We start from the raw sequence: 19,892 nt of genomic DNA on the forward strand, positions 1-19,892 counted from the left end.
GAGTGAGGACATGACAAACAATAGACGTATTGAAACAAAACTTGTACAGCTTGGCAATTTGAGTGACCCTAGAACTGGTGCTGTTAGCCCGCCCATTCATTTATCAACTGCCTATAAACATACAGGGATCGGTGAATCGACAGGATTTGACTACGCTCGTACAAAAAACCCAACGCGTGCCATTTTAGAAGCAGGTATTGCAGATTTAGAAGGTGGCGACGCTGGCTTTGCCTGTAGTTCCGGTATGGCTGCAATCCAACTTGTAATGTCTCTATTTAAACCAGGAGATGAACTCATCGTACCAGATGATTTATATGGTGGTACATATCGTCTTTTTAACTTTTTTAAAGAAACATACAATATTAAACCAATCTATTCTAAATTTGAATCGCTTGAGCAAGTAGAGGCGTTAATCAATGACAATACACGTGCCCTCTTTATCGAAACACCAACAAACCCACTTATGCAGGAATTTGATCTCAAAGTGTATGCTGAGCTTGCCCATCAACACGGTGCATTGCTAATCGTAGATAATACTTTTTATACACCCTACTTCCAACGACCAATTGAACTAGGTGCCGATATTGTACTGCATTCTGCAACAAAGTATATTGGCGGACATAATGACGTATTAGCCGGTTTAGTTGTCTCAAAAGGTGCTGAGCTATCCGAACGTCTCGGCTTTATTCAAAATGGTAGCGGAATGGTACTAGGAGCAATGGATTCTTGGTTATTGATTCGTGGCTTAAAAACGTTACATCTTCGCTTAAAACAACATGATGCCAATGCCAAAGCGATTGCTGCTTATTTAGAGGAAGAAGAACTTGTCACAGACGTATTATATACGGGCAAGGGTGGTATGTTGTCATTCCGACTACAAAAGCCTGAATGGATTGACCCATTTCTTCGTAACTTAAAGTTAATTATTTTTGCAGAGAGTCTTGGTGGCGTTGAAAGCTTTATCACGTACCCTGCTACACAAACACATGCCGATATGCCTTACGAGGAACGTGTAGCACGCGGCGTTTGCGATCGTTTACTACGCTTTTCTGTCGGCATTGAAGAGGCTGAAGATTTAATTGCAGATTTAAAACAAGTGTTTGATACGCTGAGAAAAGAGGCATAGAAAATGAAACAACATATTGAAACAACGCTTATCCACGCAGGTGTGCGTGATGGCTACGAAAATAAAAAAGGTGCGGTTAATGTACCACTGTATGTTTCTTCAACATTTCACCAAGAAAGCATCGATGAATTCGGTGAATACGATTATGCTCGTTCTGGTAACCCAACACGTGATGCGTTAGAGAAAGCCGTTGCCGAGCTTGAAGGTGGCGTTCGTGCACATGCCTTCTCCTCTGGTATTGCAGCGGTTTCCGCAGCCTTAATGTTATTATCACAAGGTGATCACATTGTCATTACAGAGGACGTTTATGGTGGAACATACCGCTTTGTGTCAAAAATATTACCTCGATACGGTATTACGCATACGTTCGTGGATTTTACTGATATAGCAGCGGTTGAAGCAGCCATTACACCTGCTACAAAGCTTCTCTACATGGAGACACCATCGAATCCTACATTAGGGATTACAGATATCCGTGCAATAGTCGCACTAGCTAAACAACATCAATGTCTAACGTTTTTAGATAATACATTTATGACACCTTTACACCAACGACCTCTAGACTTAGGTGTAGACGTTGTCATTCATAGTGCAACGAAGTTTTTATCTGGTCACTCAGATATTATTGCGGGACTTACTGTAACAGCAGATGAACAACTCGGAAATGACCTGTATTTCATCCAAAATTCTTTTGGTAATATTTTAGGTGTACAAGATTCCTTCACACTACTACAAAATATGAAAACAACCGATGTACGTTTTAGCCGTTCTGTTGCATCAGCACAAAAGATTGCACAGTTTTTAGAAGCAAATTCCCTTGTTGAGCAAGTGTACTACCCAGGTCTTGCCTCACATCCTGGCTATGCCATTCATCAAAGCCAATGTACAAGCGCAGGCGCTGTCTTGTCGTTCCGCCTACCTCATTATGCAGCAGCGAAAGCCTTGGTAGAGGCAATGAAGATTCCCGTATTTGCTGTATCTCTTGGTGGTGTGGAATCGATTCTTTCCTACCCAGCAAAAATGAGCCATGCAGCAATGGAACCTGAAGAACGCATCAAACGTGGCATTACGGATGGATTATTACGATTCTCAGTTGGTTTGGAGCATGTGGATGATTTAATTGCAGACTTTGCCCAAGCATTAGAAATTGCCGCTAAAGCGTAAAAATAAAACTTGCGTGACTGGCACTATAACCCACTTTGACTTTCCGGCGAGCACAGTATAAGCCGCCGAAATCTAAGTGGGTTTTAATTTTACCTAAATATTCAGAATTGTTTGGGTGACTGGCACTAGACAATACGATATAAATAATCGCCATGTCCTTTTGCGAGCTCAACGTCATGTTCCTTTTCAATCCAATAAAACGTAAACTGTAAGTTGCCCTCGTTTAAGCCTGTTGGATTGTGTTGCCAAGTATGTTGGGACTCATTTGAAGTTAAATGGAAAAAATAGCGTTTTTGCAATGCTCCTGAATAATGCTCGGCATAATCCTGTGCGATAAGGCCTTGTACTTCTAAATTTGTTAAACCCGTTTCCTCCACCATCTCTCGTATAACTGCTTCAAGTGGCGTCTCTCCGTCTTCAATTGTACCTTTTGGAATTTGAATGCCTGCTCCCTCTGTATTTTGCTCAAATACAAGGACCTGAATCCGATCATCATAGTTTCGGGTAATATAACCAAATGCTTTTTCTAACACTTGCATAAAAACATCCCCCTTTGTCGTTATGTTATATGTTACAATATATAGAAATTATTGAAATTGTAGGTGATATGTATTGACACTCATTATACGACAAATGAATGAAGATGACATCTCTTTTGTCCAAGAAATTGCACAAACATCTTGGACTGCTACCTATGAAGGAATCATACCAAAGCATATTCAAGAACGATTTCTTCAAGCCGCCTATAGTGACGAACGGTTAACATGCCGTCTTCAAACAAGCCCTTTTTTAGTGGCAACAGTTGGTGAGTCTCTTATTGGCTTTGCTAATTTTTCACATGTTAATGAAGAGGGGCAAGCCGAATTACTCGCTATTTACCTCCTTCCAACCGCTCAACATAAAGGCATCGGTTCAGCTCTACTGGAAAACGGTATTCAAAGATTACAAGGAGCAACTTCGCTTACTGTATGCGTTGAGAAAGACAATAAAATTGGTAGACAATTTTACAGCGCAAAGGGCTTTCAACAAGTTGAAGAATTTGATGAATTATTTGAAGGGCATATGTTAAAAACAATACGTTTGATTCTACCATTAGCAAAAAAATAACGGGGTCACTGTCTCCTTCTTGTTACGAAATATTCAAGTGTTGCCCTCTATTTATATAGGCAAGTCAATTTGCTTAGATTGAATAACGAGGGCTGTTAACCCTTTGTCACTGCCGGACTCATGGACTTGTCCCACGTGCCAAAAAACACTATCCCCCTGTTTTACGACTAATTTCTCCTGATTCTCACCACAGACCCATCCCTCTCCTTCAATAACTATAAATAGTTGTGGAACAGGTGCTTCATGCAGACCTACCAGTCCACCCGCTTCTATGTATATAAACCCTATATTTGTTGGCTCCACTGTTGTCATGATTTTTGTGTAAAATGAATGCAACGAGTTGTAATTGTGAATGGCATTAGCGCCGTCCTTTGTAAACTTATAAATTTTCATAAAACAACCTCTTTCTTATTAACAGAATGAAATATGCATTAAACCAATTTGTACATTAATACATCATCAACATATAGATTGTCAGCGATTTTGATTTCATGTATCTTTCTACCTTCTTCGATAAAACCCATTTTTTGATAAAGGGCAATAGCACTGATATTGCTGGACAATACGCCTAAACAAACTTTCTCGATTAGTGGATTGGCAGCTGCCCATGTCAGTAGCGCTTCAATTAAACGTTTCCCAATTCCTTGCCCTCGTTGATCTTTTCGAACCATCATTCCAAAGCTACCTGTATGGGCTAGACGTTTTCGTTCTGGCGATTGAAATGCTAGCCAGCCAACGATCGTTTTATTGCATTCGGCAATAAGAATTATGTCACGATCATTCGCCAATTTCTTCTGTATCCATGCTTGCTGACCTTCAATTGTTTGTTGGAATTCTGCTTCGGTCGAGATGAAATATCGTTCTTCAGCCATTACTTCCTGCTGGATTTTCAGCATTTGTTGTGCATCTGCAAAACATGCGACGCGAATGTTTATTTGCTTGCTCATTCTAGTTCCTCCCTTCTTACTTCCTTTATTTTACTACACATCCAATACTTATATAGTACAGAACCTTAAATAAAAAAAGCCCAGAAAAATTTCTGGGCTTGATGACACTTATTACTTCTAGCATGATTAAAACTGTCGGGCTTTCGCTTCACTTCTCAAGATACGGTTATGGAGAGTAATCTCCGTTTCACCATTTACTTGAGATTTTGAACGCTTAATCCTTGTCCAGTTACGGTGGATTTTTTGAGATTTCGGGTCTAATTGTTCCGGCCTACTCATTTTACATCCTCCTCATCATTATAGACTTTATAAGTGAATCCATGTTAGTATGACCGTTCAATTAAAAGACTACACCTCTTTTTTTGAAATCGCGAAAAAATTTTTATGTGTGTTGTTTAATAACACGAAATTTTCACCATCATATTATGAAACGCTTTACAAAGAGTACATGAATGGTTTTGTTTTGAGAAAAAATTGTGTGACCTGCCCAAGCATTCATCATGCTGATACTCGTTACTTGACCCTTTTAAAAATAAAAACAGCCACAACATAAGTCGAACCAGTCCTATGTTGTGACCATTTGTCTATCGCTACTGTTCATTGGCGATAAATTTGTAAATGGCTGGCAATAACTTTGGATGTAGGGGCAATGTTGGGTCTGCGTAGGTCGCTAAATTCTTCGTTCTATCCTCCGGTGCGTTTTTTAGAATATGATTCATGCCCTCCAGATAGAGAAGTTCTGCTTTTTCATCGCCTTGCTTAAGCGCTTCGGCATCTGTTGCATTCACTTGGATATCTGTCGTTCCTTGAATCAGTAACACGCGTCCTTTTACGTGTTGAAGTTCAGTAGCTGGATTATATTTCAGCCATGACATCATATATGGCTGCACAGAAGGTCTAAATAATGCTTGTAGCTCAGGCGATACATGTTGCACTTGCTCTCCTTTTTTCAGCGCGGCTAGAATCATATTAGTTTCAGCCGTTAGAGCAGGTGTTAATTGTCCTGATAATTGCTCTAAAAGTAACGTATCAGCCGTTCTACCTGCGCCTGCTATTGACACAAATGATGCCACATTGGTCTTTTGAGCGGCGAGCATGCCAATTAATGACCCTTCACTATGCCCAATAATATGAACGCTTGAAAAAGCTTGATTGGCGGACAATACATGAATAATTTGCACTGCATCGTCAACATATTGATCGATGGAGATATCCTCTTCCTTTTTCAATAGCGATGCATTATCCCCGATACCTCGTTTATCGTACACTTGCAATACCTTCTTGAGCTAATCCTTCAGCAAGCATTTTCAAACTATTATTTTTTCCAGCAATTGCGGAATTTCCATCCTTATCTGTCGGACCAGAGCCTGCAATAATGAGTACGACTGGTGAAGGCTTGTTACTGCTTTTTTGCAGTGCGACCGTTAAATCGCCATCTTTAACTGGTACTGTGAGTGTTTCGTAGGAGACAGGTTGTTCTGGTTGTTCTTTATAGCGCTTTAAAACAAGGGGGAATTCCCCTCCATTTTGTTTAAATGTTGCTTTAATTTGCTCGTCTTTTAACGTCCCGTTTACCTCAATCGCCGAGCCATTTAAACGAATGATTATGTGTACTTTATTACCACTATATGACACACTTTTAAATGGATAATTACTTAACCCTTGTGCAGGAACAGATAATGTTCCGCTCTCTTTTTGTAAGTCTACAATAATTGGTAGTGAACCATTTGGAAGTTCAATATCCCCTGCCCATTTCCCGATTAGCTGTTCATTCATAGCATGCTCATCCTCCTCTTTGTCGACCTGAGTTGCATTTTCTTTTGGCGAACAGGCAACTAATGCGAACGCTACCAAACATAGTACAAAAAGTTTTTTCATCAAAACCCTCCCTCATCACAATACGCATAATCAACACGATAATAGTTATTTATTTGCGACTCCATCTGTCATACATAGAGTATAACAGTTTATTTGCAATATCAACATAATTTAGCAAAAAAGAAAGACCCAGAATAATTCTGGGTCCTTGGACACTTATACCTTCTATTTGATTGTACAGTTGTGGTCTCTACTTCATCTTAAGATACAGTAACCCAGAGATATCTCTCATTACCTACTCCTTAAGATATGTGAAGTATAAACCTTATTCAGCTGTGGCGGACTTTCCTGAGATTCGTTGTCTACTGGAGTTGGACTACTCATTCTGCATCCTCCTCATCATATTAGATGATTAAGTGTATCCTTTAACAGTATGGGCCATATCCCAAAACTCTATACATGTTGTTGAAAAATTTTTATCGCTTCATTTTTTTACAGTTAGCTGCTTTTCTGCAAATACCTGTTGAGCAATCGTTAGCGCATTTTGCACACGAGGAAAGCCGATATAGGGCACTAATTGCAAAAGTGCTTCGACAATTTCAGTAGGTGTTAATCCTGCATGCAACCCTCGTGTTATATGGGTTTTCGTTTGTGGAACAGCACTTTGTGTAACAACTGCTGTGATTACGACAAGTGCTCGACTTTTCGCATCAAGCCCTGGGCGTGAATAGACATCACCATAGGCAAACTCGATAATCATTTTGCGTAAATCGGGCGCTATGTCAGCGAGGGCATCCGATTCTACCATACGGTATACCTCTTCTTCTGTCACATAGTGCTTCATTGTTTCTAACCCCTTTGTAAAACGATCCGTCATATGACATTTCTCCCCTTTTTACATAACTATATGTTCCTTATACAAAAACCCCAATTTCGCGTCTCCGAAAATTGGGGATTGTCCTTCACATATGTAAGGTGCTCTTTTTTTGTTTCACCCTCTGGCTCCACAGAAAAAGGATGAAGGTTTTTCATAGTGCCTCTCTGGACAGCTTTAATGAATATCTATGCAAATGTCTCAAAGGACTTGCACGCAAAATAGTTAAGAAAGACAAGCTTTTGCTTTAGCGATTTGAATATTGACTTGATCGAAACCAGTACCACCTAATGAATGACGACGGCGCACAGCGGCTTCAGGTGCTAATACATCATAAATATCCGCTTCGATAAGCTCGCTTTCTTTTTTCATGTCTTCAATCGGTAAATCTAATAAATAAATGCCTTTTTGAATACATGTAAACACTAATTTACCTGTTACTTCATGTGCTTCACGGAACGGCATGCCTTTTGTTGCAAGGTAATCTGCTAATTCCGTAGCATTTGAGAAGTCAGAGTGGACTGCCTTGTGCAGACGCTCCGTATTGACGGTCATCGTGCGTACCATACCTTCAAAGATTTTTAAAGAGCCAAGAATTGTATGCACTGTATCGAACATTCCTTCTTTGTCTTCTTGCATATCCTTGTTGTATGTTAACGGTGTTCCTTTTAGAACTGTCAGTAAGCCCATTAGGTTACCATAAACACGACCAGTTTTACCGCGAATTAACTCCGCCATATCTGGATTTTTCTTCTGTGGCATAATAGATGAGCCTGTCGAGAATGCATCATCCAATTCGATAAACTTAAATTCATCTGTTGACCACAAAATGATTTCCTCAGCAAAACGAGATAAATGCGCCATTAATAAGGATGAATTGCTTAAAAATTCGACGATAAAATCACGATCACTTACAGCATCCATAGAATTCGCATACACTTCACTAAAACCAAGTAGCTCCGCTGATTTTAGACGATCAATCGGGAAAGTTGTCCCTGCCATGGCACCAGCACCTAATGGTAAGATATCAATACGTTTAATGGATTCCGTAAAACGTTGTTTATCGCGTTCAAGCATCCAAAAGTATGCCATTAGATGATGTGCAAAAGAAATTGGCTGTGCACGTTGTAAATGCGTATAACCTGGGGCAATTGTTTCAACATGCTCCTCTGCTTTTTCTAGTAACGTTTTTTGGAATGTCTCGATACAATCAATGGCTTCCTTTACACGTTTCTTTAAGAAAATATGCATATCCGTTGCCACTTGGTCATTACGGCTACGGCCTGTATGCAGTTTACCACCAACTGGTCCTATGCAATCAATGAGCATTTTTTCAAGGTTTAAATGAATATCTTCATTGGCAACAGTAAATTCAAGCTCACCAGCGACTGCTTTTTCCTGTAATTGTGCGAGACCGCCAAGAATAGCTTCTACATCCTCTGCTGGTAAAATTCCCGTTGCACCAAGCATCGTGACATGTGCGACACTACCTTCTAGGTCTTCCAATACAAGTTGCTGGTCAAAGCCGATGGATGCGCCAAACTCATCGACCCATGCTTCTGCTGATTTTTGGAAACGTCCGCCCCAAAGTTTTGTCATAACAGCTCACCTTTTCCTAAATTACTTATCGAAAAGGTGCAGTACAGCGTTCATGCTACACTACACCCTACTTTTAATAATTATTTTTTATTAACTGAAGAGTTAACCACTGTTGGCAGACCCCATAATTCGATGAAGCCTACAGCAGATGCGTGGTTGAATTGGTCTTCTTTAGAGTATGTTGCTAATTTTTCGTTGTATAATGAGTTTGGTGATTTACGTCCTTCTACAATGGCATGACCTTTGTAAAGTTTCACACGTACTGTACCATTTACGTATTGTTGTGATTCAGCAAGGAATGCTTGTAATGCATCACGTAAAGGAGAGAACCATAAACCATCATAAATTAATTCAGATAATTTTTTCTCAATCACTGGTTTGAAGTGTGCTAGTTCTTTCACAAGTGTTAAATCTTCAAGCTCTTTATGAGCAGTTAACAGTACTTTTGCACCTGGAATTTCGTATACTTCACGAGATTTAATACCAACTAAACGGTTTTCAACATGGTCGATACGGCCAACACCGTGTGCACCTGCTACTGCATTTAGTTCTTGAATTAAATCAGCAAGCTTCATTTCTTTGCCGTTTAAAGCTACAGGTTTACCAGCAATAAATTCGATTTCTACATATTCAGCTTCATTTGGCGCGTTTTCAACAGAAACCGTTAAGCCATACGCTTCTTCTGGTGGAGATACCCAAGGATCTTCCATTACGCCTGCTTCGTTTGCACGGCCCCATAAGTTTTGGTCAATTGAGAATGGTGAATCTAATGTTGCCGGAATCGGTACATTATGTTTCATTGCATATTCGATTTCTTCATCACGGCTCCAACCCCACTCACGTACAGGAGCAAGTACTTCTAAGTCTGGATTTAATGCTTTTATTGACACTTCGAAACGAACTTGGTCGTTTCCTTTACCTGTACAACCGTGAGCTACTGCATCCGCACCCACTTGGTTAGCAATTTCCACTAACTTTTTAGAAATTAAAGGACGAGAAAGTGCTGATACTAATGGGTATTTTTGTTCGTACCAAGTATGTGCTTGTAATGAAATAAGTGCGTATCCTTCAGCGAATTCATCTTTTGCATCCACCATATATGATTCAATAGCACCTACTTGAAGTGCTTTATTTTTTACAAATTCAAGATCTTTTCCTTCACCAACGTCTAGACAAACTGCGATAACGTCCCAACCTTGTTCTTTTAACCACGGAATTGCTACAGAAGTATCAAGACCGCCTGAGTATGCTAAAACTACTTTTTTATTTGCCATACAAAATGCGCCTCCAATTGCTCTATATGATATGTATGTTTATACATTCACTTAAAAGTTTATACACGAATAGTATCATGTTATAAAAATAAATACAAGTGCATTTTTATAAAAAAATAGTTGGTGCCTGACACACAAAATATTCAGAATTTTTCGGGTGACTGGTACCGTTATTTGGCACCGTTATTTCTTATTGAATAGTGGTTTGGCTAAAAATTCGATTGTAGCAGGCGCTAGAGCATATAGTTTACTCGTCAAGCCCATTATTTTGGGCAAGTTTACTTCTCGAACTGGGCGCTCTATCGTTTTTACTGTCGCCTGTGCCACTTCTTCAGGTGTTAAAATAAATCGACCTAGAGACTCACGATAACCGCTTTCATCATTTACTTTATCTAAAAATGGTGTATCAATTGGTCCCGGGTGAATGGCTGTTACTTTAATATTATAGGGTGCTAGCTCCATACGCAGACCATTGGTAAAACCAACAATGGCATGCTTTGTTGCCGCATAAACACTAGCCTTCGGAGTAGCGACTTTGCCGGCCTGTGAACCGATAAAAATTAGTTGCCCCTGTTCACGCGCAATCATTGGTGCAGCTAGACGTTTTGCTAAATACATTGGCACGCGCACATTGAGCTCCAGCATTTCGCTTATATTTTCATCCGATAACAAAGGCGCAATAGCAAATTTACCAACTCCCGCAGAAAAAATGGCTACATCGAGCGGAGGCAGTTGCGCACATACTTCATCAATTGCTGTAAGTGACGTTAAATCAGCTTGTATCACATTGGCACCTAAACGTTGTAATGTTTTTAACGCTACCTCATTACGCCCTGTTGCATATACATGATGGCCTTGAGCAACTAATAATTCTGTAATTTTTAGCCCTACACCACTCGTTGCACCTGTTACAAAGATTGTCTTTTTATTCATTTTCATGTATGAACCCTACTTTCTTCTATACAAATAGATACCTTCCTCATTTTTCCCTGAAACCACAAGATGATTTGCCTCTAAATAATCCAAATGCCCAAGTGTTTTAGATAATGTTAAGCCTAGTTGATGCTGAAAAATCGAAGGATATAAACGCTTTGTCATTTGTACAACGGTTAGCTGATCATTTCCTAGTAACTCATAGACCTTCATGGATTGTTGGTGTTGTCTTTCTAGTCGCTTATCAATGAGAGCTGGTATATCTTCTAAATTTGCGCCATGCCCTGTATACATAATATTCACTGGCAATTGACGCAATATTTCTAGTGAAGCATTATATTGTAACAATGATTTTGGACGACCTGATGTGCGATCTAACGGTGGTTCGATTAATGGATTAGGAGTTATTTTTTCTAATAATAAATCTCCACCAATTACATAATGTAATTTTTCATCCCAAAAAATAAAATGACTTTGCGCATGCCCTAATGTTTCAAATACTTTTAACCCGGGATGACCTGGAACTTCATCGCCATCGTATAAAATTTGGGTTAATGGTCGCTCCCCTACAAGCTCTAATTCCCGTCGAACATGGACACTATGCTCAATATATGCCTGTGGAACCCCGTGTTCGAACAAACGCTCACTGTAAAACTGCTCATGATAACGTAAAAAATCTTCGTCATGTCGTAACCATTTATCGTTATAGGCATGGCCTAAAATTTCTGCATGTGGAAAAGCATCCACCCAACCTGCATGATCAGGATGGTGATGGGTTAACACAACTTGTTCAATATCTTGTAAATCAAAGCCAGCTGCCCGAATACCCCATTTCAGTGCATCATAAGCTTCCATTGTTTTCGGACCAACATCAAAAATCGTTAATGCATCACCTTTGACAATAAATGCATTGACATCTCCTACGTCATAGGGTGTTGGAATTTCTATTTTGTGTATCGACAAAGCTGTCTCCCCCTTTAGTGTAAGTAAATAATGAATACTCATTCACCTATTTTACAAGTTTTTCTTTCTCAAGTCACCCTCCTGTTGACAGCTAGACGTATTATTACTATAATTTTGAATAATCAAATTATTAGATGTGCGTTGAGGAAGCCAAGTATGTAAATGGTGAAGGTGTCTAGAGAGTGTTACATTTGCTGCAAGTAACATCACCCACTCCCAATACAGAACCTACTTCTGAGCAGTTATGACAACATAACCGTTCCCCCTTGCGATAAAAGGGCTAAGAGTTGTGCCGAATTGGCAAACAAAGGTGGTACCGCGGAAACGACAGCGTTTTCGTCCTTCTATTTAAGGACGAGAGCGCTTTTTTATTTTGAATCGGAGGTTTTTCCTATGAAAAAAATTTTATTTATCGGTGCTGGCTCCATGGCAGAAGCATTGATGCACGGCTGGATAAAACAGAACGTATTTACACCACACGAAATTTATGTCACCAATCGCTCAGATAAGGAACGTTTACAGTTTTTACACGATACGTATGGCGTCCAGACTAGCATAGAGGATGCGATATACCAGCAAGCAGACTTGATTATTTTGGCGATGAAACCAAAGGATGCCATCAAGGCAATGCTTGAACTGAAAAACAAAATAACTGAACATACGGCCATTCTATCCATTTTAGCTGGCATTGCTATTAGCACGATCACTGAGCAATTAGGATTACGTCCAGTCGCTCGCGTAATGCCTAATACTTCTGCAACAATTGGCATGTCGGCAAGTGGCATTGCATTTAATGCGCAAGTATCGGCTACACAGCGCGCCATGTTTTTACAATTATTAGAAGCTGTTGGTTCTGTAATTGAAGTGGAGGAAGACCAATTACATGCCGTTACAGCACTCTCTGGAAGTGGTCCTGCTTATATTTATTATCTAATGGAAGCTTTTGAACGGGTTGGTATAGAAGTAGGGCTGTCAAAAGATACTGTCAGACTTCTTATGACCCAAACGCTTGCTGGTACAGCTGAAATGCTCAAACAATCTATTGACGAACCTGATGTCCTTCGTAAAAAAGTGACAAGTCCAGGTGGTACAACAGAAGCTGGCATTAAAGCACTTGAACAGTATCAATTTAATGCAGCGATTGAAGCATGCATTAAAGAAGCAGAAGCTCGATCTCGCGCGCTTGCAAAAAGCAAATAATCCATGCAAAATAGAGGTAATAACTAGGAATTAGGAGGGCTTGAATTGACGAAATTATTTGAACCATACCAATTGCAATCGATTACCTTAAAAAACCGCATTGTCATGGCCCCCATGTGTATGTATTCTGCGAAGGAAGACGGACTTGTAACACCATTCCATCTTGTGCATTATGCAACACGCGCCGCTGGGCAAATTGGTTTAATACTATTGGAAGCTACTGCTGTAGTACCTGAAGGACGCATCTCTAGTAATGACCTTGGTATTTGGGATGACGCTCATATCGAAGGGTTACAACAATTAGTAACAAATATGCAAGCTTACGGAGCTAAAACGGGCATTCAGCTTGCCCATGCAGGGCGTAAAGCAACTGTAGAGGGTGAAATCTTTGCCCCTTCCGCGATGGCTTTTAGTGATGCTTATAAAACACCACGTGAGATGACACTTGCCGATATTGACAATGTTATTGAAGCCTTTAAAAATGCAGCTGTGCGCGCTCGTCAAGCAGGCTTTGATGTGTTGGAGATTCATGGCGCACATGGCTATTTGATTAGTGAATTTTTATCACCTGCAACAAATAAACGTAGCGATCAATACGGTGGCTCACAGGAAAATCGCTATCGCTTATTGCGTCAAGTCATTGATGCCATCCGAAGCGTCTGGGAAGGTCCCCTACTCGTTCGTGTATCTGCTGAAGACTATGCACAAGATGGCACAACAATGGAGGACTTTATCGTCTTTAGTCGATGGATGAAATCGCAAGGCGTAGATTTAGTGGATGTCTCTACTGGCGGAGTCGTACAGGCAGATATTCATCCATTCCCTGGCTACCAAGTGCCACATGCGGAAGCGATTAAACTTGGCGCAAATATCCCTACTGGTGCAGTGGGTCTAATTACAATTGCGCAACATGCAGAAGAAATATTGCAAAATAATCGTGCTGATTTAATTTTCTTAGGTCGTGTTTTATTGCGCGAACCTTACTGGCCTCTGCATGCTGCCAAAGAACTCGGCGCAAAAATCGAACCGCCCGTGCAATATGTTCGTGGTTGGTAACACAAAGTTGGCTGATAGCTTGGAATCTTTCAAGCTATCAGCGTTTTTTTAGCGTTTTGTGGCGATTGCGCTCAGGTTAGTGGCGATTCCCATACTTACTTTGCTGTATATTTTTTAATTGCTGGTATGATGTCACAGCCAATGATTTCGATATTCTTCATAATTTGATCGAAAGGTACGCCTCCAAAATCAATTTGTGCCATAAAACGTTGCATGCCATACAGTTCATATTGATAAAGCAACTTTTCAATAATTTGTTCTTTACTACCAACCATAAGGGCATCTCGTGTATCAATTGCTTCAGCAAATTGTTGTTTTGGATAACCACCCCCACGAATTGCTTGGAAGCCTCCATTAAGGTGAGGATACATTTTTTGCAAAGCTTCTTTTGATGTATCAGCCACGTAAAATAAACTTGTTGTTGCTATCGGTAGCTTTTCTGCATCAAAACCACTTCGATCAGCTGCTTCACGATAAGCATCCACGGAAGGTTTAAAGTTAATAGCAGGTCCACCTAATGTCGTTAACATCATTGGAATGCCCATATAGCCAGCTTTTATGGCACTTGCAGGAGGACCACCAACCGCGCGCCAAATAGGCAATGCGCCATTTTTTGGCTGTGGTAAAATTTGCGCATTATGAAGCGGTGCTCTATACTGCCCTTCCCATGACACAAGTTCTTCTTCATTGAGCTTTTTTAACAGTGCTAATTTTTCCTCAAAAATTTCTTCGTAGTCTTGTAAATTGACACCTAGTAAATGATAGGCTCCAACGCGCGACCCTCGACCTGCTACAATTTCCGCACGTCCATCTGAAATTAAATCGATGGTGGCAAAATCCTCATAGACTCTTACTGGATCGGATACACTCAACACGGTGGCAGAACTTGCAATTTTTATTTTTTTCGTCGCTTGTGCAATGGCACCTAACACGACTGTATGGGCCTGTGTTGTAAAATACGACTGATGACTTTCCCCTACGCCAAAAACATCAATGCCAGCTTGCTCCGCTAATTGGCTCATTTCAATTAGCTCTTGTATACGTTGCTGAGCTGAAATCCGATGACCTGTTAAAGGGTTCGGAATATGATCTCCGAGTGAATAAAGTCCAAATTCTAAACCTGCTGATTGATCGATACGATAATTTTCCATTGTACGCTCCCCTTTAATCGAGTGGTTCTAAAATCGCTTCAATTTCTGTGCGCTGTGCTTCTAAAAATGGTGGCAAATCAAGTTCTCTTCCTAAATCCTCTATAGCAGAATCTACCGTAAAACCAGGCCCATCTGTTGCCATTTCAAAAAGAATGCCATTACGGTCTCTAAAATAAAGGCTCTGGAAGTAATAACGATCGACAACGCCTGTGCTGTCTAAACCGTGCGCTTTAATTACTGCATCCCATTGTTGAAGTTCTTCTACTGTAGCTACGCGCAGTGCAAGATGATGAATACTTCCTCGACCTGGTTTTTCACTTGGTCCTTCCAACTCCTTGACAATGATTTCACCCAACGTTTCGCCAGCAATTGACTGAAGTCGTACTTCTATGTCATCTTCCGTGACAACGCTATAGTCAAAAAGCTCTTGTAATAAATTTACTGTACGCTGTAAATAACGAACAGTCATTTCAACTGTGCCCATCCCTAAAATACGATGCGCTGATGCAATATCAGACCCATCCCATGCTTGCCACTCGGCTGGTATTGCTTGTCCATTATGATTTAACAGCACCATGCGCAAGCCTTCATGATCCTCAAAAAGCAAAGCATCTTTGCCTGCATATGTTGTAATATCACTGTGCTCCACTTGTAATAGCTCAAAACGTTTTTTCCAATATAGTAAACTATCATAGCTAGGTACTAATAAGCCAATGCGCGTAATGGCATTCGTTCCACGGACAGTACGTCCAGCTACAGGCATTTCAAAAAAAGTTAATTCTGTTCCGGCTGCCCCTGTAAGATCTCCATAAAATAAATGATACATCGAAGGAGAATCTTGATTGACTGTTTTTTTCACCCGACGTAAACCGAGGATTTTTGTGTAAAAATCGTTATTCTTTTTGCCATTTTTCGTTAACATTGAAATATGATGATGACCGCTAATTTTTTGCATATAAAGTCCTCCTAATGTTTTCACTTGACTACGCAAGTGATGAAGTAAAAAAAATCACACCTGGGGTAATTTTTTTTCTCTACTATGTTTTTCTAGTTTTGACAGCAGCGTATATAAAGCTTTCATTTCTTCTTCTGATAAAACCTCTTCAAAAAATGAGGATTGAAAGTGAAGTTGGCTTGGCGTAGCAGCATCGATCAATTCCATCCCTTTTACCGTGAGCGATATCGTCTTGGTCTTCCAATTTTGCTTGCGCTCTATAAGCCCCTCTTTTTCAAGGCGTGCAAGCATTCGTGACATACCACCTTGGGTCACAGTAACCTTTTCTGCTAGTTGTGATTGCGTTAATGGTGCATAGGTTTTGATTTGAATGAGCACATCAAACTGTGCAGTTGTTAAGTTAGAACGCTTTAAAAATTCATTCGATAGCTGATTACTTTGATTGGTAAAGCGCATCATCCGCAACCATGTAAGTGAGCCGAGTGTATGTTTTTCCATCACTTCGCCCTCCCTTCCTCGAACTGTAAACTCACTTTACCATGCAAGTGAGAACGGTGCAAGGAAAATATCTCGAATATGAGATATTTTTTTAATTATAAAATTCCATGTGACGTAACCGGATGTAAGCTTCCGTTAAAAGCAAATGAAATTCTTCCCGTTTCTTCTGATATAACCATAATAAGGGCATCACTACGCTCACTTAAACCAATTGCAGCTCGGTGTCTTGTACCGAGTTTTTTATCACCGGTATAAATATCTGACAGTGGAAGCACATTGGCCGCTGAAACAATGCGGTTGCTTCTAACTAACACAGCACCGTCATGGAGAGGATTACCTGGGAAAAAAATAGATTCTAATAAAGAATGCGTAAGTTCTGCACCAATATGAATTCCCGGCTTAATCAGATGATCTACGGCGTCTTTTCTTTCAAAGACAATTAATCCACCGTGTCGTCTTTTTGACATGTTTTGCACGCAAATTGATAGTTCTGGGTATTTTTCTGTAAATGGGGACAAATAGCAATTTAAATAAAACGTTGCCGCTTGCATTTCAATCGTTAAAAAGTTGCCTTTTATTTGCTCTAAATCTGTCAGTAGACAATCTTCTTGAGAATCCATTGAGGCTAAACTTTGCTGTAAAGAAGTAATGACTTGTTTAAGCTCTTCTTTTATTGTTTGCTTTAGTGGAGCAGCGTCACAGTTTGATTGCTTCATGTAACACACCTCTTTTTCTACATAATGATTCACCACTTCGTCCTATTAGTTTTCCTTGAAGGGAATTTTTTATTCGTATTTCGCTCATTTTGCCATTTTTGAAAGTCTAATAAAAAAACACGCTGCATCTTTTGATAATCCAAAAAATGCAACGCGTTGTCATAACTGCTACATATGACCAGCACGAATTTTTTTTATAATGCTAAAAGTTGTATAGGCCGCTGCAGGGGCAAGAACTGCAATAAGAATTAGCCATACTTTCAAGCTTTCAGTTGTTTTTAACACTTCATAATTTGAAATAACATAGATAATAAGTCCGCCTAGTAATAAATAGCTTAATACGTTGGGAAAGATAACAAGTAAACGTAAAACAGCTGGTGGCATCTTTTGTTGATCCATTCAACCACTCCCTTTTTACTTAATTATACGGAAATCATCTATTAAACGCACTATATTTCTATAATAAGACACGCTACTCATTATACGACGTCAACGATTATACTTTATACTTTCCAGCAGATTGTTCTAGTTTTTCTGCTGTCCCATTTAGCATATCGATAATCGCCGTCATCTCATTCATGCTCGTTGCTTGATTTTGCGCTTTTTGTGCAACCGCATCTACACTAGCGGATGTCTGCTTGGCTAATAATGAAACATCTTCCATTGTAGCGGTTACTTCTTCCGTACTCGCGGCAATTTCTTCCGTTGAACTAGAAACTAAATCTACTTGCTCAGCTAACACTTGCACATCATTATGGATGCCTTCAAAGGATTGTCGAGCCTCACTTGCAATGGCGTGACCTGCATGTAAAACATCTGCTGTTGTATAGATAGTAGATACTATATTCGTCGTTTCTTTTTGGACATTCATCACAACATGTGAAATGCGATCTGCAGCAACTTTCGATTCCTCTGCTAATTTACGCACTTCCTCCGCAACAACGGCAAAGCCTTTACCAGCCTCACCGGCACGAGCTGCCTCGATTGATGCATTTAGTGCTAGCAAATTCGTTTGATCAGAAATACCTGTTATAACATTCGTAAATTCACCAATCATTGCAGATAGTTTTTCTAATTCCTGCATACTCGCAACTGAAAGATCTGTTTTTTGATGAACATCTTCCAATTGATTTTGCAAGCGATTCATAATGTGCAAACCATTATTGGCATTTTCTTCGGTGTTACGAGAAATTGTAGAAATTTCTGCAATCGAATCAGAAATATGCTGAATACTACGCGCTAACTCTTCCATAGATTGGGCGCTATCTTCTGTATTTTTTAATTGCCCAAATGAAGCTTGTGCAACTTGGTGCGATTCGTCTTGAATATTGTGCGCTGAATCCAAAGTTTGATGGGCATTTCCATGAATAATGTACGTCGCCTCTTTTATTTGTGTAGCATCCTGTTTTAAATCTCTCATAATGTGTTGGAAGTTGTCCATCATCCCATTAAAAGATGTAACCAATTGACCAATCTCGTCGTTCGAACTTACATCAATCCGCTTCGTTAAATCTGCCTCTCCTTTGCTAATATCTTCTAGTGAATTACGCACTTTTAAAATGCGAGCAACTTGTCGATTAATTGAAAAGCCTGTGATGAGGAATATAACACATACGACTATTATGGAGGCAATAATTGTCCCCAATAGTATATTCGACAACACTTCATTCGACACAATAATTGCTAAAGAGGTACCATTTGATAAAGGCTTTACATATTGTGTAACACGTTTCCCATCATAACGCCCAGAAAATTCAGTATTTTTTGCCGAAGTAAATTGCTCTTTCGTAAAGCCAATCTTAGTTAAATTTTTATCCGTTGTTGCAACAATGGGCTCTCCTTGTTCATTTACAACTGCTGCAAAAAGGACCGTTTTAGATAAATATTTGTTTAGTTCATTTATGTAATATTCACTGCCAATACTAGCTTCTAAATCTAACAGTTGTTGACCGTGTCTTGCTACTTGGATAATTTGCGGTGTAGCTGGATTCCAACTATTAACACCAACAAATTTAAAAAATTCGCTATCCACGTCGCGAATCTGTGCTTTTTGCACAATTTGTGTAGCGCGACCATCTAATAGCTGCATATATTCAGCAGCTTGTCCATTTGGATCGGAACCAAAATTAAAATCAATATATGGTGCTACCGATGTCACTGCCGTATTCCCTTTATCATCGGTACTCCAAATTTCGTCAATCCCGCCTCGTTCAGCGATTTCTTTTAAATCTTCATATGTAGCACCTTTGTCAATAATGTACGAAGCCATCACAGATTCCGCAATCATTTCCTTCTCCATAATTTCTTCTGCTTTTGCTCTGGATTGAATAGCCCCTTCCATGCCCATAACAATTGAGCTAGCGAGTGCCTCACCATTACTCTTGACGCTTTTATAGGTCGCCTGAAAAATGTAAACAGAAAATGCGCCAATTATTAACACCACGATGGCCATAATTTCCAGCATCATTTTCCATTTCATTGATTTCCCCATTGACTATTCCCCCTAAAGTA

Annotated in this window: 22 protein-coding genes; 5 read left to right on the forward strand and 17 right to left on the reverse strand. The window is 39.8% G+C overall.

Features of this window, described 5'->3' with window-relative positions:
- Window positions 1-10 precede the first annotated feature (10 nt).
- Together I5435_RS13540 and I5435_RS13545 are read left to right on the forward strand one after the other, a co-directional pair.
- Window positions 11-1,126 carry a methionine biosynthesis PLP-dependent protein gene (locus I5435_RS13540; protein WP_025219873.1) on the forward strand — a complete coding sequence of 372 codons (1,116 nt, stop codon included), beginning with the start codon at window positions 11-13 and terminating at the stop codon, window positions 1,124-1,126.
- A 3-nt stretch (window positions 1,127-1,129) separates the two neighbouring features.
- Entirely contained in the window at window positions 1,130-2,290 is a 1,161-nt protein-coding gene (locus I5435_RS13545; RefSeq protein ID WP_337982433.1) for an aminotransferase class I/II-fold pyridoxal phosphate-dependent enzyme, read from the forward strand.
- A 125-nt stretch (window positions 2,291-2,415) separates the two neighbouring features.
- Here the strand turns inward: I5435_RS13545 and I5435_RS13550 are convergent, their stop codons facing one another.
- On the reverse strand, window positions 2,416-2,829 hold the full coding sequence (locus I5435_RS13550; protein WP_024361078.1) for an NUDIX hydrolase: 414 nt from the start codon (window positions 2,827-2,829) through the stop codon (window positions 2,416-2,418).
- A gap of 73 nt (window positions 2,830-2,902) precedes the next feature.
- Here I5435_RS13550 and I5435_RS13555 point away from each other — a divergent pair, with 73 nt between their 5' ends.
- Complete coding sequence (locus tag I5435_RS13555; RefSeq protein ID WP_231784639.1) at window positions 2,903-3,397, forward strand: GNAT family N-acetyltransferase; 495 nt, start codon at window positions 2,903-2,905, stop codon at window positions 3,395-3,397.
- 51 nt (window positions 3,398-3,448) lie between these two features.
- Here the strand turns inward: I5435_RS13555 and I5435_RS13560 are convergent, their stop codons facing one another.
- The 10 genes from I5435_RS13560 to I5435_RS13605 form a co-directional block, all read right to left on the reverse strand.
- Complete coding sequence (locus I5435_RS13560) at window positions 3,449-3,790, reverse strand: cupin domain-containing protein (RefSeq protein ID WP_025219877.1); 342 nt, start codon at window positions 3,788-3,790, stop codon at window positions 3,449-3,451.
- Window positions 3,791-3,828: 38 nt separating this feature from the next.
- Window positions 3,829-4,344 (reverse strand): GNAT family N-acetyltransferase, encoded by a 516-nt coding sequence (locus tag I5435_RS13565; protein WP_108030063.1) that lies wholly within the window; start codon window positions 4,342-4,344, stop codon window positions 3,829-3,831.
- Between the two features lie 126 nt (window positions 4,345-4,470).
- On the reverse strand, window positions 4,471-4,623 hold the full coding sequence (locus tag I5435_RS13570) for a YpzG family protein (RefSeq protein WP_069513162.1): 153 nt from the start codon (window positions 4,621-4,623) through the stop codon (window positions 4,471-4,473).
- A 311-nt stretch (window positions 4,624-4,934) separates the two neighbouring features.
- Window positions 4,935-5,612 (reverse strand): alpha/beta hydrolase, encoded by a 678-nt coding sequence (locus I5435_RS13575; RefSeq protein WP_337982434.1) that lies wholly within the window; start codon window positions 5,610-5,612, stop codon window positions 4,935-4,937.
- Window positions 5,602-6,222, reverse strand: a complete 621-nt coding sequence (locus I5435_RS13580) for a hypothetical protein (protein ID WP_337982435.1) — start codon at window positions 6,220-6,222, stop codon at window positions 5,602-5,604. The genes I5435_RS13575 and I5435_RS13580 overlap by 11 nt, the downstream gene beginning before the upstream one ends.
- A gap of 424 nt (window positions 6,223-6,646) precedes the next feature.
- Window positions 6,647-7,039, reverse strand: a complete 393-nt coding sequence (locus I5435_RS13585) for a carboxymuconolactone decarboxylase family protein (RefSeq protein ID WP_025219880.1) — start codon at window positions 7,037-7,039, stop codon at window positions 6,647-6,649.
- A gap of 222 nt (window positions 7,040-7,261) precedes the next feature.
- The gene (gene argH, locus I5435_RS13590) at window positions 7,262-8,635 is read right to left on the reverse strand and encodes an argininosuccinate lyase (protein WP_024361084.1); all 1,374 of its coding nucleotides are present in this window, start codon (window positions 8,633-8,635) and stop codon (window positions 7,262-7,264) included.
- Between the two features lie 80 nt (window positions 8,636-8,715).
- The gene (locus tag I5435_RS13595) at window positions 8,716-9,909 is read right to left on the reverse strand and encodes an argininosuccinate synthase (RefSeq protein WP_024361085.1); all 1,194 of its coding nucleotides are present in this window, start codon (window positions 9,907-9,909) and stop codon (window positions 8,716-8,718) included.
- A 183-nt stretch (window positions 9,910-10,092) separates the two neighbouring features.
- Complete coding sequence (locus tag I5435_RS13600; protein ID WP_337982436.1) at window positions 10,093-10,848, reverse strand: SDR family NAD(P)-dependent oxidoreductase; 756 nt, start codon at window positions 10,846-10,848, stop codon at window positions 10,093-10,095.
- A 9-nt stretch (window positions 10,849-10,857) separates the two neighbouring features.
- Window positions 10,858-11,805 carry an MBL fold metallo-hydrolase gene (locus I5435_RS13605; RefSeq protein ID WP_443136930.1) on the reverse strand — a complete coding sequence of 316 codons (948 nt, stop codon included), beginning with the start codon at window positions 11,803-11,805 and terminating at the stop codon, window positions 10,858-10,860.
- Between the two features lie 393 nt (window positions 11,806-12,198).
- On the opposite strand from I5435_RS13605, the gene proC reads away from it, so the two are divergent.
- Both proC and namA read left to right on the forward strand, forming a co-directional pair.
- Window positions 12,199-13,005: a pyrroline-5-carboxylate reductase gene (gene proC / locus I5435_RS13610; protein WP_258842063.1), complete on the forward strand. Its 807-nt coding sequence runs from the start codon at window positions 12,199-12,201 to the stop codon at window positions 13,003-13,005.
- Window positions 13,006-13,050: 45 nt separating this feature from the next.
- On the forward strand, window positions 13,051-14,061 hold the full coding sequence (gene namA / locus I5435_RS13615) for an NADPH dehydrogenase NamA (protein ID WP_025219882.1): 1,011 nt from the start codon (window positions 13,051-13,053) through the stop codon (window positions 14,059-14,061).
- A gap of 95 nt (window positions 14,062-14,156) precedes the next feature.
- Here namA and I5435_RS13620 read toward each other — a convergent pair whose 3' ends face one another.
- From I5435_RS13620 to I5435_RS13645, 6 genes are all read right to left on the reverse strand, one after another.
- Window positions 14,157-15,212, reverse strand: coding sequence for an LLM class flavin-dependent oxidoreductase (locus I5435_RS13620; protein WP_337982438.1), 1,056 nt, complete (start codon window positions 15,210-15,212; stop codon window positions 14,157-14,159).
- Window positions 15,213-15,225: 13 nt separating this feature from the next.
- Window positions 15,226-16,167 carry a ring-cleaving dioxygenase gene (locus I5435_RS13625; protein ID WP_024361091.1) on the reverse strand — a complete coding sequence of 314 codons (942 nt, stop codon included), beginning with the start codon at window positions 16,165-16,167 and terminating at the stop codon, window positions 15,226-15,228.
- 54 nt (window positions 16,168-16,221) lie between these two features.
- Window positions 16,222-16,665 (reverse strand): MarR family winged helix-turn-helix transcriptional regulator, encoded by a 444-nt coding sequence (locus I5435_RS13630; RefSeq protein WP_337982439.1) that lies wholly within the window; start codon window positions 16,663-16,665, stop codon window positions 16,222-16,224.
- Between the two features lie 95 nt (window positions 16,666-16,760).
- Window positions 16,761-17,381: a sporulation-specific diadenylate cyclase CdaS gene (gene cdaS / locus I5435_RS13635; protein WP_337982440.1), complete on the reverse strand. Its 621-nt coding sequence runs from the start codon at window positions 17,379-17,381 to the stop codon at window positions 16,761-16,763.
- 168 nt (window positions 17,382-17,549) lie between these two features.
- Window positions 17,550-17,780, reverse strand: a complete 231-nt coding sequence (locus I5435_RS13640; protein ID WP_024361094.1) for a hypothetical protein — start codon at window positions 17,778-17,780, stop codon at window positions 17,550-17,552.
- A gap of 97 nt (window positions 17,781-17,877) precedes the next feature.
- Entirely contained in the window at window positions 17,878-19,872 is a 1,995-nt protein-coding gene (locus I5435_RS13645; protein ID WP_337982441.1) for a methyl-accepting chemotaxis protein, read from the reverse strand.
- Window positions 19,873-19,892 lie beyond the last annotated feature (20 nt).

The sequence above is a fragment of the Lysinibacillus sp. C5.1 genome (assembly GCF_016350185.1).
Lineage (GTDB): Bacteria > Bacillota > Bacilli > Bacillales_A > Planococcaceae > Lysinibacillus > Lysinibacillus sphaericus.

What these genes read in the sequence shown, in the direction of transcription:
- I5435_RS13560 (WP_025219877.1), bottom strand. Translation starts at nt 3,790, where the DNA reads ATGAAAATTTATAAGTTTACAAAGGACGGCGCTAATGCCATTCACAAT.
- I5435_RS13565 (WP_108030063.1), bottom strand. Translation starts at nt 4,344, where the DNA reads ATGAGCAAGCAAATAAACATTCGCGTCGCATGTTTTGCAGATGCACAA.
- I5435_RS13620 (WP_337982438.1), bottom strand. Translation starts at nt 15,212, where the DNA reads ATGGAAAATTATCGTATCGATCAATCAGCAGGTTTAGAATTTGGACTT.
- I5435_RS13625 (WP_024361091.1), bottom strand. Translation starts at nt 16,167, where the DNA reads ATGCAAAAAATTAGCGGTCATCATCATATTTCAATGTTAACGAAAAAT.
- proC (WP_258842063.1), top strand. Translation starts at nt 12,199, where the DNA reads ATGAAAAAAATTTTATTTATCGGTGCTGGCTCCATGGCAGAAGCATTG.
- I5435_RS13550 (WP_024361078.1), bottom strand. Translation starts at nt 2,829, where the DNA reads ATGCAAGTGTTAGAAAAAGCATTTGGTTATATTACCCGAAACTATGAT.
- I5435_RS13585 (WP_025219880.1), bottom strand. Translation starts at nt 7,039, where the DNA reads ATGACGGATCGTTTTACAAAGGGGTTAGAAACAATGAAGCACTATGTG.
- I5435_RS13640 (WP_024361094.1), bottom strand. Translation starts at nt 17,780, where the DNA reads ATGGATCAACAAAAGATGCCACCAGCTGTTTTACGTTTACTTGTTATC.
- I5435_RS13570 (WP_069513162.1), bottom strand. Translation starts at nt 4,623, where the DNA reads ATGAGTAGGCCGGAACAATTAGACCCGAAATCTCAAAAAATCCACCGT.
- cdaS (WP_337982440.1), bottom strand. Translation starts at nt 17,381, where the DNA reads ATGAAGCAATCAAACTGTGACGCTGCTCCACTAAAGCAAACAATAAAA.
- I5435_RS13630 (WP_337982439.1), bottom strand. Translation starts at nt 16,665, where the DNA reads ATGGAAAAACATACACTCGGCTCACTTACATGGTTGCGGATGATGCGC.
- I5435_RS13645 (WP_337982441.1), bottom strand. Translation starts at nt 19,872, where the DNA reads ATGGGGAAATCAATGAAATGGAAAATGATGCTGGAAATTATGGCCATC.
- I5435_RS13580 (WP_337982435.1), bottom strand. Translation starts at nt 6,222, where the DNA reads ATGAAAAAACTTTTTGTACTATGTTTGGTAGCGTTCGCATTAGTTGCC.
- I5435_RS13595 (WP_024361085.1), bottom strand. Translation starts at nt 9,909, where the DNA reads ATGGCAAATAAAAAAGTAGTTTTAGCATACTCAGGCGGTCTTGATACT.
- I5435_RS13540 (WP_025219873.1), top strand. Translation starts at nt 11, where the DNA reads ATGACAAACAATAGACGTATTGAAACAAAACTTGTACAGCTTGGCAAT.
- I5435_RS13600 (WP_337982436.1), bottom strand. Translation starts at nt 10,848, where the DNA reads ATGAAAATGAATAAAAAGACAATCTTTGTAACAGGTGCAACGAGTGGT.
- I5435_RS13545 (WP_337982433.1), top strand. Translation starts at nt 1,130, where the DNA reads ATGAAACAACATATTGAAACAACGCTTATCCACGCAGGTGTGCGTGAT.
- argH (WP_024361084.1), bottom strand. Translation starts at nt 8,635, where the DNA reads ATGACAAAACTTTGGGGCGGACGTTTCCAAAAATCAGCAGAAGCATGG.